Below are 16,621 nucleotides of genomic sequence, written 5' to 3' on the forward strand. Positions count from 1 at the left end.
TTACACAGCGGTTTCACCCAGAGAGTTTTCCCATGAGCAACATCGACGAACTGAAAAACACCGGCCTCAAGGCAACCCTGCCACGCCTGAAAATCCTGGAGATCTTCCAGGCGGGCAAACAGCGCCACATGACAGCCGAAGATGTGTTCCGGGTGCTGCTGGAAGACCGCTCGGACATTGGCCTGGCCACGGTCTACCGGGTGCTGACCCAGTTCGAGCAGGCCGGACTGCTGAACCGCAGCAATTTCGAATCAGGTAAAGCGGTCTATGAGATCAACGAAGGCCAGCACCACGACCACCTGGTCTGCCTCGATTGCGGCAAGGTCGAGGAGTTCTACGACGCCGAGATTGAAAAACGCCAGAATGCCGTCGCCAAAGCCAAGGGCTTCACCATTGCCGATCATTCACTGTCGATCTACGCTAACTGCACCAAAGACAAGTGCCCCAACCGCAACGGCGCACCGGTACGGCACCATCACGCTTAATTTTTAGCAGAAATGGCCTGCAGCCCTTTATATACAAGCGCAAGCAGCTATTGATTCAATAGCAAGTAAAACTGCGGCGCAGAAGGTGTGAAGAAACCGTAGCGAGCAGCCCGAGGTTGCATCGAGGACCGGAGCCGTACTTGCGTACGGCGAGGACCGCAGGTGCAAGATCGGGTTGCGCAGTAGGTTTATTCGCGCCTTCTAATCGTCTTGTTCCATGGCGCGGCGGTGCCGCTCCACGAAATCCTGGTAGGTATTGATGCCGCGCAGCTGCAAGATCGCATTGCGCACGGCGGCCTCGACCAGCACGGCGATATTGCGGCCGGCTTCCACCTGGATGATGACCTTGCGCACCGGGATGCCCAGCACGTCCTGCGTCAGCGGTTCGTACGGGATGCGTTCGTAATCGCGCTCTAGCGTTTCGCGGCGCACCAGGTGCACGATCATCTTCAGGCGCATCTTGCGGCGCACCGCCGTCTCGCCAAAAATGGCCTTGATGTCGAGCAGGCCGATGCCGCGTACTTCCAGCAGGTTTTGCAGCAGTTCCGGACAGCGTCCTTCAATCGTGGTCTGGTTGATCCGGTACAGGTCTACCGCATCGTCGGCCACCAGGCCGTGTCCGCGCGAAATCAGTTCCAGCCCCAGTTCACTTTTGCCCAGGCCGGATTCACCGGTGATCATGACGCCCAGGCCCAGGATGTCCATGAACACGCCATGCATGGAGGTGCGGTCGGCAAAATGCTTGGACAGGTAGGCCCTGAGCACGTCAATCACGAAAGCCGCCGATTCGGGCGTGGCGAACATCGGCAACTGGGCGCGTTCGCACATCGACAGCAGCGTGTCCGGCGCGGTCTGGCCGTCGGCGACGATCAGCACCGGTGGCTCCAGCGTGATGATGCGGGAAATGCGCCGGGCGCAGTCCTCAGGGCTGGCATTCGTGAGGTAAGCAACCTCGCGTTCGCCCAGGATCTGCACGCGGTAGGGATGAATGTAGTTGAGGTATCCGACCAGATCGGCGCCAGAGCGTGCAGCCCGCACGGCGACTTCGTCGAAACGCCGCTCGGAGGCCCCGAGGCCGGCAACCCATTCCCATTTCAGGGCGGCGCGGTGGTCTTCAAATAAAACGTCAGCGCTGACAACGGTGGGCTTCATGCGGCCTTGTACTTTTCCTGTTCAAGACCCTGCCGGGCCGGACAGCGTGCAACCGTGCAACACCGCATCTAAGAACTGACTTCGTGGACGGAATGCCAGGAAGCGATCAGGTTGTGCAGTCCAGCGGCATCGGTGCTGGTCTTGAGTTGCTCGCGCAGGGAGCTGTCGCTAAGCAATTCGGCAATTTCCGAAAGAATTTCGAGGTGTTTTTGAGTGGCAGCCTCGGGAACCAGCAGAAAAATCAGCAGGGCTACGGCCTGTTCGTCCGGCGCATCGAAGCCAATGGGCGCCTGCAACAGGAAAACGGCCGCCATGGGGGCCTTCAGGCCCTTGATCCGGCCGTGCGGAATCGCCACGCCGTGGCCAAGCCCGGTGGAGCCCAGGCGTTCGCGGGCGAACAGGCTGTCCGTGATCAATGCGCGGTTCAGGCCATGTTGGTTCTCAAACAGCAGACCGGCTTCCTCGAAAGCGCGCTTCTTGCTGGTCGCTTCAACGCTGACCAGAACCTGGGAGGGGGGCAAAATTTGCGAAAGACGGTTCATAACAATCTTTTAGTCGCCGAATTATGCACTTTGCAGCGGGTTGACCGCAAAAAAGGCATTAAAAAGCCGCTTGGCGCCACAAGCGGCTTCGGCGTCTGGTTTGGCGCGCCTGCAGATGCCCTGCAGATTCGCCGCGACAGAAAACGTGCAATGCAGGTTTTTCCGTCTGCACGCCACCGGTGAATGCGGCCCTTCGAGGAGAAGCCGCGCACTCTGAAAAGGGACAGCCCGAAAAGACTTTCAGGCCTGGCGCTTGGCAGCAACGTGGTGGTGATCCTGGGTTCTGGTTTTGTAACGCCCAACCTGACGGTCCAGCTTGTCTGTCAATTCATCAACTGCGGCGTAAAGATCAGCGTGGGAGCTCTCGGCAAACAGGTCGCGGCCCTTGACATGCACATTGCATTCGGCCCGCTGGCGTCTTTCCTTTTCTTTCATGTTGTCCACTGTCAACAGGACTTTTACGTCTACTACCTGGTCGAAATGCCGGGTAATCCGATCCAGCTTGCTGGTCACATAACCGCGTAGCGCGGGGGTAACTTCAAGATGGTGGCCGCTGATCGTCAAGTTCATAAAGAGACTCCTTTTTCCAAGGTTGGAGCTGGGTTGAAAACACTGCCGGGCCCATGAAGGCGAGGCAGCGGACGGGGACACTCTCTTGGATTCACTATGCGCCCGATGCCCCGCAATTGCAACCTTGCGCCGCAATAAATAATGAAACCTTATGAAAAACCCCTTGACCCGATTTCACTGCATGCGCTGAGTGCTGGCGTGCCGCCCTGGCAGCGCCTGAAGGCCTTTGATTCTTCTGGCTTTTTACCAAGTCAAACCGTGTGGCGGCCAAGCCAGCGGACTTGCAGGAAGTCTTTCGCGGCGGCATCATGCTGACACAATTGCCCGCAGCCGGCCCGGCCCCATCAATGAGGCAATGGCAAAGACTGAAACAGCGCCCCATGGCGAAAAAACCATAACACCAGCCGATCAAGCTCATGCCCCGCCTGCTTTCACCACGTCCGCCGCATACCCGGCCCGGCCATGTCGCTTGAGACCATCATTTCTTCTGCGTTAACCCGCCCTGACGAGGCGCAAAATGCCCTTGTCCTCATGGGCGGCGGCGCACGCACGGCCTACCAGGCGGGAGTGCTTCACGCCCTGTCAACCATGCTCAGCGTGCAGGGCGGTGCGGCTGACCCGAAATTCCCGTTCAAGATCCTGGTGGGCACGTCAGCCGGTGCGTTGAACGCAGCTTTCCTGGCAAGCCATGCGGGTGAAGGCTTGCAGGCATTCGGCCGATTGGCCAATTTCTGGACCACATTGCGCTCATCGCAGGTTTACCAGCTCAAGGTTCCCGCGTGGATCCGTTCAAGCCGCATTGCGGCGGCGCTGTTTTTGTCGCAGCAGGTGCGGGCGCAACAATCCCTGCTGGACAACACACCGCTGGTCGACACCTTGCACCATGCCATTTCGCTGGGCCACATCGAGCAGGTGCTGCAGGATAAAACCCTTCACGCGCTGGCCATCACGGCCTCCAGCTACAGCAGCGGCGTGCACTGGACGTTCTGCCAGATGGCTGCCGGCCGCCACGCCGATCTCTGGAGCCGGCCAGGGCGGCGTGCAGAGTTCCAGCCCGTCACCATCGAACACCTGATGGCTTCCAGCGCCATTCCCTTCCTGTTCCCCTCCACGCCGCTCTGGGTGGACGGCCACCGCGAGTTCTTTGGCGATGGTTCCATGCGCCAGAGCTCCCCGCTCTCACCCGCCTTGCACCTTGGGGCCAGCAAGGTGCTGGTGATCGGCGTGGGGCAACCCGAGCGCGCCGGTTTCGTCGGCAGCAACGGGCCGAACGTGAGCGGCCGGCCCACGCTGGGCGCCATTGCCGGCCATGCCATGGCCAGTGTGTTTCAGGACACGCTGCAGGCCGACGTGGAGCAGGCCCAGCGCGTGAGCAAAACCGTGCGGCAGATGCCGCGCGAAATCGCGGCTGTCATGCCCTACCGGCCCGTCGACGTGTTGGCGATTGCACCGTCACAGTCGCTCGACGCACTGGCGCAAGCCCACGCCGGCGAATTACCGCGGGGGACCTACAACGCGCTGGCTGGCCTGGGTGCGCTGGGCGCCAAAGGCAGTCCGGGAGGCGCCGCACTGGCCAGCTACCTGCTGTTCGAGCCGGGGTTTGTCAAGGCGCTGATGGCGCTGGGCGAACAGGACGCTTACGCGCGAAAGAGCGAGCTCATCGAGTTTTTTATGTAGCGCAAGCGGTGGATAAACCAGGTGTGAAATGCCATAATCGCCGCTTATTCATTACGGAGAAATCCTTGGAAAGTAGCCCTAGTTGCTAGCTTTCAACACCGCAGACTGACGCCAGGCTTGCAAAGGCTCACGTTGAAAGGGGGTTGAAAGCGATGCCATATCCCACCGCCCTTTTACCGCGCTTTCGCGCAAGGCCTGAGCGTTCGCCTTGTGCCGGCCCTTGAACCGATAGGCAGTCAGTCATGCTCAATATTTTCACGCTGGCCAACGGCCGGCTTTTCCAGGAAGAAATCGAATCCCTGGAAGAACTCTCCAAATTCCAGCCCATCTGGGTGGATCTGGAGTCTCCCACCCTCGAAGAAAAACGCTGGATCAAGCAGTACTACGGGTTGTCCATTCCGGAAGACGCGATGGACGAGGACATTGAAGAGTCCGCGCGCTTCTACGAGGAAGACAACGGCGAGCTGCACATCCGCTCCGACTTCCTGATTGCCGACGACGAAGAGCCGCGCACCGTGCGGGTGGCTTTCATCCTGAACCTGGTCAACGACGACCTCAAGAGCAAGGGTGTGCTGTTTTCCATCCACGACGAAGACGTGCCGGTTTTTCGCCTGCTGCGGATGCGCGCGCGCCGCGCCCCGGGGCTTATCGAAGACGCCAAGGAGGTGCTGCTCAAGCTGTTTGACGCCGACGCCGAGTATTCCGCCGACACGCTGGAAGGCGTTTATGTCGAGCTCGAAAAAGTCAGCGCGCAGGTGTTGTCGGGCGACGTGACCGACGCCCTGGCCGGCGAAGTGCTGGGCGCCATTGCCCGCCACGAAGACCTGAACGGCCGCATCCGCCGCAACATGATGGACACGCGCCGCGCGGTCAGCTTCATGATGCGCAGCAAGATGCTCAACGCCGAGCAGTTCGAGGAAGCGCGGCAGATTCTGCGCGACATCGACTCGCTCGATTCACACACCGCCTTCCTCTTTGACAAGATCAACTTTTTGATGGATGCCACGGTAGGCTTCATCAATATCAACCAGAACAAGATCATCAAGATATTCTCGGTGGCCAGCGTCGCGCTGCTGCCGCCTACGCTGATCGCCAGCATCTACGGCATGAATATGTCTTTCCCCGAACTGCAGCTTCTGGGGCCGGCGGCTTATCCGTATGTGATCGCGCTGATGGTGGCCAGTGCACTGGTGCCGATGATCTATTTCCGCAAGCGGGGCTGGCTGAAATAGCCGCTCTCAAGCTGCCGCGGGATGCACCCCAGGTATCAAATCAGGATCCAACCCAATACAGACAAGCGCGAGCAGCTATCAAATAGATAGCAAACACTTTAAACGGGAATCGCCGGCAGCAACTTCTCAACAATGGCACGCGCGTAGACGCTGGCCACTTCCGCCACAAATGCCGGAAAGTCCACGTGCGCGGTGTCGTCGGCGCGGTCGGAAATCGTTCTCACCGACGCAAACGCCACGCCGTAGTCATGGCAGACCTGCGCCACGGCCGCACCCTCCATCTCGACCGCCAGCGGCGTGTGGCCTGCTGCAATCAGTGCCGCACGGATACCGGCGGCTTCCTGCGCACCGCAGACAAAGCGGTCGCCGCTGATCATCAGCCCGCGGTGGACACGCGCAGACGGATACGCCGGCACAGTACCGGCAGCCAGCGCCGCCGCGTGCAATAACGCCGTCAAAGCCGCGTTGCTTTCAAAAACCGTCTTGCCATACAGCGGAACCTCATAGCGGGGAAACAGCGGTGAGGCGTCCATGTCATGCTGCACAAAACTGTCGGCCACCACCACATCGCCCACATTCACACTTTCGCCCAGCCCACCGGCCACACCGGTGAATACAATGCGGCCGACCTTGAAGTGCTCGATCAGCGCCACCGCCGTGGTGGTTGCCGCCACTTTTCCGATACGCGCGAGCACCAGCACGACCGGGTGCCCGTGCAGGGCACCAAGCCAGAACTCGCGGCCAGCGTGCTTCACCTGCCGCGCGTTTTCCAGCAGGTCAATCAGGCCGGACTGCTCTTCAGCAAGGGCGCTGAGGATGGCGGTGGGTGCACGGGGGAAGATGTCAACGGAAGTCATGCCCTGATTTTGCCCGCGCTTTCAACACCGGGGGCGCAGAAAAAAGGGCAGCTTGCGCTGCCCTCTAGAAAACCTGCCGCGCATGCGCGGCGAGCTCTGAAACTTGCCGTTTATTTCTTGTCGCGCAGTTCGCGGCGCAGGATCTTGCCAACCGGCGTCTTGGGCAGATCGGTACGGAACTCCACCACTTTCGGTTGTTTGTAGCCTGTGAGATTGGTTTTGCAGTATTCCCGCACCTGTGCTTCCGTGAGCTCGGGATTCTTTTTCACGATCACCAGCTTCACGGCTTCGCCGGACTTTTCATCGGCAACGCCTACGCAGGCACATTCCATCACGCCGTCGAGCTTGGCCACTACATCCTCAATTTCGTTCGGATAGACATTGAAGCCGCTCACAAGGATCATGTCTTTCTTGCGGTCGACGATCTTGAAGAAGCCGTTTTCATCGACCACGCCGATGTCGCCTGATTTGAAGTATCCGTCGGGCGTCATGACCTTGGCGGTCTCGTCGGGGCGCTGCCAGTAGCCGGCCATGACCTGCGGACCCTTGATGGCGATTTCGCCGGGCTGGCCTTGCGGGACTTCATTGCCGTCGTCATCGAGCAGCTTGAAGTAAGTGCCGGGAATCGGCACACCGATGGTGCCGGTGAAGGCCTTGCTGTTGGTCGGGTTGCAGCTGGCCGAGGGTGATGTCTCGGAAAGGCCGTAACCTTCGCAGACCGGGCAGCCGGTTTTCTCGAGCCACAGCTTGGCCACCGCGCCTTGCACAGCCATGCCGCCACCCAGAGAAATCTTCAGGTGCGACCAGTCCACGGTGTTGAAGTCCGGGTGATTCGCCAGGCCATTGAACAGGGTATTGACCGCGGGGAAGCTGTTGATCTTGTGCCTGGAGAGCTCTTTAAGCACGGCCGTCAGGTCACGCGGATTGGGGATCAGGATGTTTTTGCTGCCGGTGCGCATGCCCAGCATCATGTTCACGGTGAACGCGAAGATGTGGTACAGCGGTAGCGCGCAGACATACGTGAGCTGCTCGCCGGCCGGCAGGGCCGCCATGGCCGGGCTGTTCCAGGCTTCGGACTGCAGCACATTGGCGATCACGTTGCGGTGCAGCAGAACGGCGCCCTTGGAGACACCTGTGGTGCCGCCGGTGTATTGCAGCACGGCCACGTCGTCTGGTTTGATGTCGGGCCGCTTGAGCGTCAGGCGCGTGCCCTGCGCCACAGCGTCGTTAAAACGCACGGCGCCGGGCAGGTTGAAGGCCGGCACCATCTTCTTGACGTTGCGCACCACGTAGTTGACGAGCGCGCCCTTGAGCATGCCTAGCTGGTCACCCATGGCGCACAACACCACGTGCTTGACGGGCGTGGCGGCAATGCATTGCTCGAGCGTGTTGGCGAAGTTTTCGATGATGACGATCGCCTTGGCGCCCGAATCCTTGAGCTGATGCTCCAGTTCGCGCGGCGTGTACAACGGGTTCACATTGACCACCACATAGCCGGCGCGCAGGATGGCGGCCACCGCCACCGGGTACTGCGGTACGTTGGGCATCATGATGGCAACGCGGTCGCCCTTAGCCAGGCCCAAGCTCTGCAGGTAGGCGCCGAAGGCGAGCGACAGGCTGTCGGTCTGGCCGAAGGTCACGTCCTTGCCCATGAAGCTGTAGGCGACGCGGCTGCCGTGTTTCTTGAAGCTTTCCTCCATCAATGCGACCAGCGACGGGTACTGGGACGCGTCGATATCGGTAGGAACGCCCGGCGGATAGGCTTTGAGCCATGGGCGGTCAAGGGTCGCTGCATTCATGTTTGTCTTCTCCATTACGTATTGCTTACTGCCATGGATTCTCATGGCGTGCCCTCTTCGTGGCTATTGCGTTTTCCCTAGGAAACCCGGGAAATCAGGAGGGAAGCCTCTCTAAATCGGGGTGCGCCCGCGGCTCGCCGCCGCGGGAAAACCCGGCGGCCAGCGATTACTCGATGGCCTTGCCCATGTCTTCGATCACCTTTTTGGCGTCCCCGAACACCATCATGGTCTTGTCCATGTAGAAGAGTTCGTTGTCCAGGCCCGCGTAGCCAGCCGCCATGGAGCGCTTGTTGACGATGACCGTCTTGGCCTTGTAGGCCTCCAGAATCGGCATGCCGTAGATCGCGCTGCCCTTGACGTGCGCGGCGGGGTTCACCACGTCGTTGGCGCCCAGGATGATGGCGACATCGGCCTGGCCGAACTCGGCGTTGATGTCTTCCATTTCATGCACCTGGTCGTAGGGCACTTCGGCCTCGGCCAGCAACACGTTCATGTGGCCGGGCATGCGGCCGGCCACCGGGTGGATCGCGTATTTGACGTTGACGCCCTTGTCGATGAGCTTTTGCGCCAGCTCTTTGACCGAGTGCTGGGCGCGCGCCACGGCCAGGCCGTAGCCCGGCACGATGATCACGGTCTCCGCATTGCCCAGGATGAAGGCAGCGTCGTCGGCAGAGCCCGACTTGACGGGGCGCTGCTCTTTGGCGCCTGCGGCGGCGGTGCCGGCCTCACCGCCGAAGCCGCCCAGGATCACGTTGAAGAAGGAGCGGTTCATCGCCTTGCACATGATGTACGAGAGGATGGCGCCCGACGAGCCGACCAGCGAGCCGGCAATGATCAGCATGGAGTTGTTGAGCGAAAAGCCGATACCGGCCGCGGCCCAGCCCGAGTAGCTGTTGAGCATGGACACCACCACCGGCATGTCGGCGCCGCCGATCGGAATGATGATCAGCACGCCCATGACGAAGCTCATTGCCAGCATCGCGAAGAAGGCGGGCCAGCTGCCCGTGAACATGAACACCAGCCCCAGGCCGATGGTCACCAGGCCCAGCACCAGGTTCAGCTTGTGCTGGCCGGCAAACTGCACAGGTGCGCCCTGGAACAGGCGGAACTTGTAAGTGCCCGACAGTTTGCCGAAGGCGATCACCGAGCCGCTGAAGGTGATGGCGCCAATGGCGGCGCCGAGAAACAGCTCCAGCCGGTTGCCGGTGGGGATGGGGTTGCCTTTGGCGGCGATGCCAAAAGCGTATGGCTCGGCAACGGCGGCCACAGCGATAAAGACCGCAGCCAAACCGATCATGCTGTGAAAGAACGCCACCAGCTCGGGCATCTTGGTCATTTCGACCGTCTTGGCGCGCCAGGCGCCATAGCCTCCGCCGACCACCAGGCCCAACAGAACGTAACCCATGCCGAGGGCCTTGCCGCCCGAGATCTCGACAATCAGCGCCGCCGTGGTCAGCGCGGCAATCGCCATGCCGGCCATGCCGAACAGGTTGCCGCGGATTGAGCTGGTAGGGTGTGACAGGCCCTTGAGCGCCTGAATGAAGCAAACGGAGGCTACCAGGTACAGCAGCGTGACGAGATTCATGCTCATTTGGCGGCTCCTTCAGCGGGCGCGGCGACTTTTTTTTCTTTCTTGCGGAACATCTCCAGCATCCGGCGCGTCACCAGAAAGCCGCCGAAGATGTTGACGGCCGCCAGCGCCACGGCCAGCACGCCCATGGTTTTGCCCAGTGGTGTTTCGGTCAGTGCGGCCGCGAGCATCGCGCCCACGATCACGATGGCCGAAATCGCATTGGTCACCGCCATCAGCGGTGTGTGCAACGCCGGCGTGACGGTCCACACCACGTGGTAACCCACGTAGATGGCCAGCACAAAAATAATCAGGTTGATGATGGTGGGTGACACTGCATCCATGGTCTTCTCCGTGAGGGACTACGCGGGCGTGAGCCCGGCTTGTCCGATTAAATCCAATTGATCCGATGAGTCCCGAACGGGTTACTTCTTCTTGACCTCGCCGCCCTGCGTCATCAGGCAGGCTGCGACGATGTCGTCTTCCAGGTCGACATTGAGCGTGCCTTCCTTGGTGATGATGAGCTTGAGGAAGTCGAGCAGGTTGCGGGCATAGAGCGCGCTGGCATCCGCCGCGACAAGGGCCGGTACGTTGGTCTGGCCGATCAGCGTCACGCCGTGCTTGACCACGGTCTTGCCGGGTTCGGTCAGCGGGCAGTTGCCGCCTTGAGGTGCGGCCAGGTCGACGATCACGCTGCCGGGCTTCATGGCCTTGACCATGTCTTCGGTGACCAGCACCGGCGCCGGGCGGCCCGGGATCAAGGCTGTGGTGATGACCACGTCGGCTTGCGCCACGCGCTTGGCGACTTCGGCCTTTTGCCGCTCGAGCCAGCTCGGCGGCATGGGCTTGGCATAGCCGCCCACACCGACCGCGGCTTCGCGTTCTTCGTCAGTCTCGTAGGGCACATCGATGAATTTACCGCCCAACGATTCGACCTGCTCTTTGACGCTCGGGCGCACGTCGCTGGCTTCAATGACGGCGCCAAGGCGCTTGGCGGTGGCGATGGCCTGCAGGCCGGCTACGCCGACGCCCAGGATCACCACGCGGGCGGCCTTGACCGTGCCGGCCGCCGTCATGAGCATGGGGAAGAAGCGCTGGTATTCGGCAGCGGCCATCATCACGGCCTTGTAGCCGGCGATGTTGGCTTGCGAAGACAGCACGTCCATGCTTTGCGCGCGGCTGGTGCGCGGCGCGGCCTCCAGCGCGAAGGACGTCAGCTTGGCCGCAGCCAGGCGCTGCAGCCCGGTGGCATCAAAAGGATTGAGCATGCCGACCAGCACACCGCCGGCTTTGGCCAGGCCCATTTCACTGTCCAGCGGGCAGCGGACCTTGAGCACGATATCAGCGCCATAAGCGCCCGCCGCGTCGGTGATCTCTGCGCCGACCGCCGTGTAGGCCTCATCGGGAACGCTGGCAGCCACCCCGGCGCCGGACTGCACACGGACGGTATGCCCTTGTGCCTTGAGCTTTTTGGCCGTTTCGGGCGTGATGGCGACGCGTGTTTCTCCGGCCGTGATTTCGGCGGGTACCCCAATGAGCATGGGTCTCTCCTCAGTACGTTGGTGTTGGTTTGATTGACGTCAGCCCGCAGGCGGGCTTGCGCGCGATCTGTCTCGGTGTCTTTATCTGCGTATCCGCTTTTGTACCTGTCATGAAGCTTACATGAGATTTCTGCAATTTTTTGTCAGGGCAGTCTACAGTTTTTGACCCGAGTCAAGCCACGCAATAAAAAAAGCCCCGCCTGCCAATACATGGCGGTTGGGGCCGGTTTGCCTTGATGGCTGGCGTGCTATTTCTATTTGGCTGTCGGCATCACGAATTCGGCGCCCTTGCCGATGCTCTCTGGCCAGCGCTGCATGATGGACTTTTGTTTGGTATAGAAACGTACGCCCTCTTCGCCATAGGCGTGCATGTCGCCGAAGAGGCTTTTTTTCCAGCCACCAAAGCCATGCCAGGCCATGGGCACCGGGATCGGCACGTTGATGCCGACCATGCCGACCTGGATGCGGCGGCTGAATTCGCGGGCCACGTGGCCGTCCCGGGTGAAGCAGCTCACGCCGTTGCCGAATTCATGGGCATTGATCAGGTTCACCGCTTCGGCGAAGTCCTTCACGTGCACGCAGCCCAGCACCGGGCCAAAAATCTCTTCTTTATAGATGCGCATGTCGGGCGTGACATGGTCAAACAGCGTGCCACCCATCCAGAAGCCCTTGCCGCAGCCCGGGCCGGCCTTGGCGCCCGTGAAGGTGCGGCCGTCCACCAGCAGCTTGGCGCCTTCTTTCACGCCCGTCTCGATGTAGCCGGTAATGCGCTGGTGCGCGGCCGATGTGACGATGGGGCCCATTTCAGCGTCAAGCTCCACACCGTTTTTGATCACCAGTGTTTTGGCGCGCGCTTCCAGCATGGGAATGAGTTTTTCGGCCACATTGCCCACCAGCACAGCCACAGAGATCGCCATGCAGCGTTCGCCGGCCGAGCCGTAGCCCGCGCCGATCAATGCGTCCACCGCCTGCTCCAGGTCGGCGTCGGGCATGACCACCATGTGGTTCTTCGCGCCGCCCAGTGCCTGCACGCGCTTGCCGTGGCGTGCGCCGGTTTCGTAGATGTAGTTCGCGATCGGTGTGGAGCCAACAAAGGACACGGCCTTCACGTCCGGGTGCACCAGCAGGGCGTCGACCGCCTCTTTATCGCCCTGCACCACGTTGAAGACGCCGTCGGGCAAGCCGGCTTGCTTGAGCAGGTCGGCCATGAAAAGGCTGGGGCTGGGGTCGATGGGACTGGGCTTGAGCACAAAGCAGTTGCCGGCGGCAATCGCCACCGGGAACATCCACATCGGCACCATCACCGGGAAATTGAAGGGCGTGATGCCGGCCACCACACCCAGCGGCTGGCGCAGCGTCCAGTTGTCGATGCCGGTGGAAACCTGGTCGGTGAAGTCGCCCTTGAGCAGCTGCGGAATGCCGCAGGCGAATTCAACAATGTCGATGCCGCGCGAGACCTCGCCTTGGGCGTCGGTGAACACCTTGCCGTGCTCGGCGGTGATCATGTGGGCCAGCTTGTCCTTGTTCAGGTTGAGCAGTTCCAGGAACTTGAACAGCACGCGCGCGCGGCGCAGTGGCGGCGTGTCGGCCCAGGCGGGAAAGGCGGCCTGGGCTGACGCCACGGCCGCATCGACCTCCGTTCCGCTGGCAAGCGCGACATAACCCGACACCGCGCCCGTTGCAGGGTTGAAGACTTCCTGGCTACGCCCGGAAGACGGCGCGGCCACACGGCCATTCAGGTAGTGGCCGATGGTGGCTTGTGAAGCGGAGGCAGCAGGGGATAAAGACATTTTGCAATCCTTGAAAGGTGGCGGCACCGGACTGGCCGTTGGGGGTTCACCGCAGTCTAGGGCTGCGCAGCCGAATTGATAATGCCCCGTTTTGTGATTACATTGTTCATATTTTTGAACAATAGACCTCTCGACCTCCATGTCTTCCGACCAGCTATCGCCCCTTGTCGCCGATCTTCACCTGCTGACCATCCTGGCGGCTACACGCAGCTTTACCGAAGCGGCGCGCCGCCTCGGGATGTCCAAGGCCTCGGCCAGCATGCGCATCAGTGAGCTGGAGCGCGCCGCCGGCGTGACGCTGGTGCGACGCACCACGCGCTCCGTAGGCCTGACGGAGGCTGGCCAGCAATTGGTGAACGACATGCAGCCGGCGTTTAACCGCATCAGCGAGAGCTATTCCGCCGTGAAGGACCTGGTGGAAACCCCGCGCGGGCTGATCCGCGTGACAGCACCTGTCGCGCTCGGGCGTCAGCACCTGGCGCCCTGCGTTGCGGCCTTCCTCAAGCGCTATCCCGAGATCCATATCGAACTGGAACTCACCGACCGCTTTGTCAACCTTGCCAATGAAGGCTTCGACCTGGCGATACGACACACGAATGCGCCGCCCGACACCCATGTGGCCTGGGTGTTGTGCGAAACGCGCTCCATCCTGCTGGCCAGCCCCGACTACCTGGCGCGCCGCGGCGTGCCTGCGCAGCCGTCAGACCTGGCCGCGCACGATTGCCTGCTTTACCTGGGCAACCACAACACCGCCAGCTGGACCTTCGTGCGCAGCGGCAAGCGCAAATCCCGCGAGCAAGTTGGCGTGAACATCACGGGCACACTGAAGGCCAACAACAGCGAAGTGCTGCGCGAAGCGCTGGTGGCGGGCCTGGGCATCGGCCTGCTGCCGGATTTCAGCGCACCTGCGGGTGGCAGCGCGGTGCCATCGCCGTCGCCGCTTGTGCAGGTGCTGCCCGAGTGGCAGGTGCAGGGATTTTTCGGCGAGCGCATTTACGCCCTCAGGCCCTGGTCGCAGCAAGTGCCCAAGGCGGTGCAATGCCTTGTGGCACATTTGCGCGAGAGTTTCGCTGCCGGATTTTCGGCTAGCAAACACACCTGGCCGGCCGGTCAGGACCCCGGTCATCAAGGCCACGGATAATCCGGCGCATGATTAAACGATGGAAACCCAGCGTCACGGTCGCTGCGGTGATTGAAAAAAAGACGGGCGGTGTCTCCAGGTTCCTGCTGGTCGAAGAGGAAACGCGGGACGGCCTGAAGCTCAACAACCCCGCCGGCCACCTGGATCCCGGTGAAAGTCCCTTTGAGGGTTGCGTGCGCGAAACACTGGAAGAAACCGCCTTCCATTTCACGCCCACCGCCATTGTGGGTGTCTATCTCTCCCGCTTTGAGCGGGCCCTCATCGGGCAGGAAGAATCCGAAGACATCACCTACCTGCGCTTTGCGTTCTGCGGCGAACTGGGCGAGCACGTGGCAGGCCAGGCGCTGGATGAGGGCATTGTGCGCACGGTCTGGCTGACGGCCGACGAAATAAGAGCAAGCGCTCACATGCACCGAAGCCCTCTCTTGTTGACCTGCATGGAAGATTACCTGGCAGGCAGGCGCTTCCCGCTTGATCTGGTGACCACGGATGCCAGCGTGCATGCACCGCTGAACCAGAAGTAGGAAGCACCGCTGCCGTGGATGATTTGGCAGCGCCAACGGGACCCCGCTTTCCCGCTGACAGCCAGCGCAATCCTCAATAAAGAATTCGTTGCGCCACCGGCGGCGGCGTCCACTGGTACAACCAGGTCTCCGTCAATGACTGGCCGTCGACCTGCAAATGCATGCGCAGGTTGATGGGTGCCGTGCTGTCGCCATCGGGGCGCAGGTCGAACATGGCACGCCACCCCTTGATGGCGTCCAGCGGCCGGGCCGACGTCAATTCAATCGTGCCGCGCGAAGCGGTGATCACGGCTTTGACCTGGGCCCCGCGGTTCAGCAAGGCAAAGTCGCCGCCCGCAAAATCGACGGCAAAACGCCGCGTGTAGGCGGTGCGCTTTTGCCCGACCACGCCGCCGAGGCCGGTACGTGTGGCCACACAGCGCGCCAGCGGCCCTTGCGCGGCGGGCGGTTCGCCCCCCCAGTGCAGCCGGTAGGAAAACAGCAACTCCTGCCCTGCCTGCGGCTTGTCCCTGGGGTTCCAGAAGGCCACGATGTTGTCAAAGGTTTCGTCCGCGGTCGGAATTTCCACCAGCTGTATCGCGCCCGCACCCCAGCCCGCCTTGGGCTCAACCCACAGGCTCGGGCGTTTTTCATAGAACACGCCGTCGTCCTGGTAGTGGTCAAAGTTGCGATCGCGCTGCATCAGGCCAAAACCGCGCGGGTTCTCGTCCTGGAAGGCGTTGAACTGCAATTGCGCCGGATTGGTCAGTGGACGCCACAGCCATTCGCCCGTGCCGCTGTGCATGGCCAGGCCGTCGGTGTCGTGGATTTCGCCGCGCCAGTCCCAGCCCATGCGTTTGTCGTTTTCGCCGGTCTGGAACATGCTGGTGCACGGCGCGATGCCCATGCGGTCAATGGTTTTGCGCGGATACAGCGCCACGTCCAGGTCCATGACCTGCGTGTCGCCCGGCGTGATCACAAAGCGGTAGGCGCCGCTGACACTCGGCGAGTCCAGCAGGGCGTAGACGGTCAGTGAAGCCGCTTTCGGGTCCGGCTTTTCGAGCCAGTAGCCGATGAAATCCGGAAACTCTTCCGGGAAAGTTTGCGCCGTGTCGATGGCCAGGCCCCGTGCCGACTGGCCATACTGCCATTCGCCTCCCACCGCGCGAAAGTAGCTTGCGCCAAGGAAGGCCGCCACGTCACGCACCGGATCGGTGTGGAAGTTCAGCCGGAAGCCGGCAAAACCGAGATCGACGGGCAATTTGTCGCCCCGCACGCCGCTTTTTCCGTAATCAAACATGGCCGGGTCATAGGCCAGTTCCTGTGCCTGGCCATTGCTCACTTCATGCATGCGCACCGGCGTCTTGAAGAATAGGCCGAGGTGAAAAAATTTGGCCACGAAGCGCAGCTTGTCATCGCCCCACAAGGCATGGTCGTCCCTAAAGCGGATGGCCTGGTGCTGGTCCCAGTTCAAGTCCGAAATACCGGCCGGCAAGGCCGCAGGCCGGGGCCGGTAGGGTTTGGCGGCCAGGTCGCGCGCCTGGCCCTTGAGCATCGCGTAATCGAAGGCTTGGGCCTTGCCCACGGGTTTGAGGCCCGCAGCCTGGGCCAGTGACGAAAGCCATGGCAACCCGGTGGCGATGCCGGCGGCCGTGACGGCCTGCCCGGTGCGGGAAAGAAATTGACGTCGTTGCAAAGTGGCAGCTCCTGCAAGAAAGGGAGTTCCATTGTGCCGCCGGCCGCACGGCCAGCAGGGCCGGAA

At 61.6% G+C, this 16,621-nt stretch carries 16 protein-coding genes; 6 read left to right on the forward strand and 10 right to left on the reverse strand.

Going from position 1 to position 16,621, the window contains the following annotated elements; genetic code table 11:
* Nucleotides 1–32: 32 nt before the first annotated feature.
* Nucleotides 33–485: a ferric iron uptake transcriptional regulator gene (fur, locus tag AC1DWQ_RS05835; protein WP_457281494.1), complete on the forward strand. Its 453-nt coding sequence runs from the start codon at nucleotides 33–35 to the stop codon at nucleotides 483–485.
* 201 nt (nucleotides 486–686) lie between these two features.
* On the opposite strand, the gene hprK is transcribed toward fur, so the two are convergent.
* Nucleotides 687–1,637 carry an HPr(Ser) kinase/phosphatase gene (gene hprK / locus AC1DWQ_RS05840; protein WP_457281495.1) on the reverse strand — a complete coding sequence of 317 codons (951 nt, stop codon included), beginning with the start codon at nucleotides 1,635–1,637 and terminating at the stop codon, nucleotides 687–689.
* Between the two features lie 68 nt (nucleotides 1,638–1,705).
* Complete coding sequence (locus AC1DWQ_RS05845; RefSeq protein ID WP_477668778.1) at nucleotides 1,706–2,179, reverse strand: PTS sugar transporter subunit IIA; 474 nt, start codon at nucleotides 2,177–2,179, stop codon at nucleotides 1,706–1,708.
* Here AC1DWQ_RS05845 and AC1DWQ_RS05850 point away from each other — a divergent pair.
* Nucleotides 2,069–2,362: a hypothetical protein gene (locus AC1DWQ_RS05850; protein WP_477668940.1), complete on the forward strand. Its 294-nt coding sequence runs from the start codon at nucleotides 2,069–2,071 to the stop codon at nucleotides 2,360–2,362. The genes AC1DWQ_RS05845 and AC1DWQ_RS05850 overlap by 111 nt on opposite strands.
* A gap of 57 nt (nucleotides 2,363–2,419) precedes the next feature.
* On the opposite strand, the gene hpf is transcribed toward AC1DWQ_RS05850, so the two are convergent.
* Nucleotides 2,420–2,749, reverse strand: coding sequence for a ribosome hibernation-promoting factor, HPF/YfiA family (gene hpf / locus AC1DWQ_RS05855; protein WP_007872838.1), 330 nt, complete (start codon nucleotides 2,747–2,749; stop codon nucleotides 2,420–2,422).
* 462 nt (nucleotides 2,750–3,211) lie between these two features.
* Between hpf and AC1DWQ_RS05860 the strand changes: the two genes are divergently transcribed.
* Entirely contained in the window at nucleotides 3,212–4,426 is a 1,215-nt protein-coding gene (locus tag AC1DWQ_RS05860) for a patatin-like phospholipase family protein (RefSeq protein ID WP_477668779.1), read from the forward strand.
* A gap of 242 nt (nucleotides 4,427–4,668) precedes the next feature.
* Nucleotides 4,669–5,658, forward strand: coding sequence for a magnesium and cobalt transport protein CorA (locus tag AC1DWQ_RS05865; RefSeq protein ID WP_477668780.1), 990 nt, complete (start codon nucleotides 4,669–4,671; stop codon nucleotides 5,656–5,658).
* Between the two features lie 98 nt (nucleotides 5,659–5,756).
* Here the strand turns inward: AC1DWQ_RS05865 and AC1DWQ_RS05870 are convergent, their stop codons facing one another.
* The 6 genes from AC1DWQ_RS05870 to AC1DWQ_RS05895 form a co-directional block, all read right to left on the reverse strand.
* The gene (locus AC1DWQ_RS05870) at nucleotides 5,757–6,515 is read right to left on the reverse strand and encodes a 5'-methylthioadenosine/adenosylhomocysteine nucleosidase (protein WP_477668781.1); all 759 of its coding nucleotides are present in this window, start codon (nucleotides 6,513–6,515) and stop codon (nucleotides 5,757–5,759) included.
* A 110-nt stretch (nucleotides 6,516–6,625) separates the two neighbouring features.
* Complete coding sequence (locus AC1DWQ_RS05875; protein WP_477668782.1) at nucleotides 6,626–8,314, reverse strand: long-chain-fatty-acid--CoA ligase; 1,689 nt, start codon at nucleotides 8,312–8,314, stop codon at nucleotides 6,626–6,628.
* 166 nt (nucleotides 8,315–8,480) lie between these two features.
* A complete protein-coding gene (locus tag AC1DWQ_RS05880) occupies nucleotides 8,481–9,905 on the reverse strand; it encodes an NAD(P)(+) transhydrogenase (Re/Si-specific) subunit beta (RefSeq protein ID WP_477668783.1) in 1,425 nt (474 codons plus the stop codon).
* Nucleotides 9,902–10,228 carry an NAD(P) transhydrogenase subunit alpha part 2 gene (locus AC1DWQ_RS05885; protein ID WP_011485418.1) on the reverse strand — a complete coding sequence of 109 codons (327 nt, stop codon included), beginning with the start codon at nucleotides 10,226–10,228 and terminating at the stop codon, nucleotides 9,902–9,904. Before AC1DWQ_RS05885 ends, AC1DWQ_RS05880 begins: the two co-directional genes overlap by 4 nt.
* A gap of 81 nt (nucleotides 10,229–10,309) precedes the next feature.
* On the reverse strand, nucleotides 10,310–11,425 hold the full coding sequence (locus tag AC1DWQ_RS05890) for a Re/Si-specific NAD(P)(+) transhydrogenase subunit alpha (RefSeq protein WP_477668784.1): 1,116 nt from the start codon (nucleotides 11,423–11,425) through the stop codon (nucleotides 10,310–10,312).
* 254 nt (nucleotides 11,426–11,679) lie between these two features.
* Nucleotides 11,680–13,215 (reverse strand): CoA-acylating methylmalonate-semialdehyde dehydrogenase, encoded by a 1,536-nt coding sequence (locus tag AC1DWQ_RS05895; protein ID WP_477668785.1) that lies wholly within the window; start codon nucleotides 13,213–13,215, stop codon nucleotides 11,680–11,682.
* 139 nt (nucleotides 13,216–13,354) lie between these two features.
* On the opposite strand from AC1DWQ_RS05895, the gene AC1DWQ_RS05900 reads away from it, so the two are divergent.
* Nucleotides 13,355–14,356: a LysR family transcriptional regulator gene (locus AC1DWQ_RS05900; protein WP_457281504.1), complete on the forward strand. Its 1,002-nt coding sequence runs from the start codon at nucleotides 13,355–13,357 to the stop codon at nucleotides 14,354–14,356.
* 8 nt (nucleotides 14,357–14,364) lie between these two features.
* The gene (locus AC1DWQ_RS05905) at nucleotides 14,365–14,880 is read left to right on the forward strand and encodes an NUDIX hydrolase (protein ID WP_477668786.1); all 516 of its coding nucleotides are present in this window, start codon (nucleotides 14,365–14,367) and stop codon (nucleotides 14,878–14,880) included.
* 73 nt (nucleotides 14,881–14,953) lie between these two features.
* Here AC1DWQ_RS05905 and AC1DWQ_RS05910 read toward each other — a convergent pair whose 3' ends face one another.
* Nucleotides 14,954–16,555 carry an OpgD/OpgG family glucan biosynthesis protein gene (locus AC1DWQ_RS05910; protein ID WP_477668787.1) on the reverse strand — a complete coding sequence of 534 codons (1,602 nt, stop codon included), beginning with the start codon at nucleotides 16,553–16,555 and terminating at the stop codon, nucleotides 14,954–14,956.
* Nucleotides 16,556–16,621 lie beyond the last annotated feature (66 nt).

It is taken from the genome of Polaromonas sp. P2_G11, from assembly GCF_056403595.1.

Excerpts from the sequence above, each read along its gene's own strand:
- AC1DWQ_RS05895 (WP_477668785.1), bottom strand. The coding sequence starts at position 13,215 with ATGTCTTTATCCCCTGCTGCCTCCGCTTCACAAGCCACCATCGGCCAC.
- AC1DWQ_RS05845 (WP_477668778.1), bottom strand. The coding sequence starts at position 2,179 with ATGAACCGTCTTTCGCAAATTTTGCCCCCCTCCCAGGTTCTGGTCAGC.
- AC1DWQ_RS05905 (WP_477668786.1), top strand. The coding sequence starts at position 14,365 with ATGATTAAACGATGGAAACCCAGCGTCACGGTCGCTGCGGTGATTGAA.
- fur (WP_457281494.1), top strand. The coding sequence starts at position 33 with ATGAGCAACATCGACGAACTGAAAAACACCGGCCTCAAGGCAACCCTG.
- hpf (WP_007872838.1), bottom strand. The coding sequence starts at position 2,749 with ATGAACTTGACGATCAGCGGCCACCATCTTGAAGTTACCCCCGCGCTA.
- AC1DWQ_RS05885 (WP_011485418.1), bottom strand. The coding sequence starts at position 10,228 with ATGGATGCAGTGTCACCCACCATCATCAACCTGATTATTTTTGTGCTG.
- AC1DWQ_RS05860 (WP_477668779.1), top strand. The coding sequence starts at position 3,212 with ATGTCGCTTGAGACCATCATTTCTTCTGCGTTAACCCGCCCTGACGAG.
- AC1DWQ_RS05900 (WP_457281504.1), top strand. The coding sequence starts at position 13,355 with ATGTCTTCCGACCAGCTATCGCCCCTTGTCGCCGATCTTCACCTGCTG.
- AC1DWQ_RS05850 (WP_477668940.1), top strand. The coding sequence starts at position 2,069 with ATGTTGGTTCTCAAACAGCAGACCGGCTTCCTCGAAAGCGCGCTTCTT.
- hprK (WP_457281495.1), bottom strand. The coding sequence starts at position 1,637 with ATGAAGCCCACCGTTGTCAGCGCTGACGTTTTATTTGAAGACCACCGC.
- AC1DWQ_RS05865 (WP_477668780.1), top strand. The coding sequence starts at position 4,669 with ATGCTCAATATTTTCACGCTGGCCAACGGCCGGCTTTTCCAGGAAGAA.
- AC1DWQ_RS05880 (WP_477668783.1), bottom strand. The coding sequence starts at position 9,905 with ATGAGCATGAATCTCGTCACGCTGCTGTACCTGGTAGCCTCCGTTTGC.
- AC1DWQ_RS05875 (WP_477668782.1), bottom strand. The coding sequence starts at position 8,314 with ATGAATGCAGCGACCCTTGACCGCCCATGGCTCAAAGCCTATCCGCCG.
- AC1DWQ_RS05870 (WP_477668781.1), bottom strand. The coding sequence starts at position 6,515 with ATGACTTCCGTTGACATCTTCCCCCGTGCACCCACCGCCATCCTCAGC.
- AC1DWQ_RS05890 (WP_477668784.1), bottom strand. The coding sequence starts at position 11,425 with ATGCTCATTGGGGTACCCGCCGAAATCACGGCCGGAGAAACACGCGTC.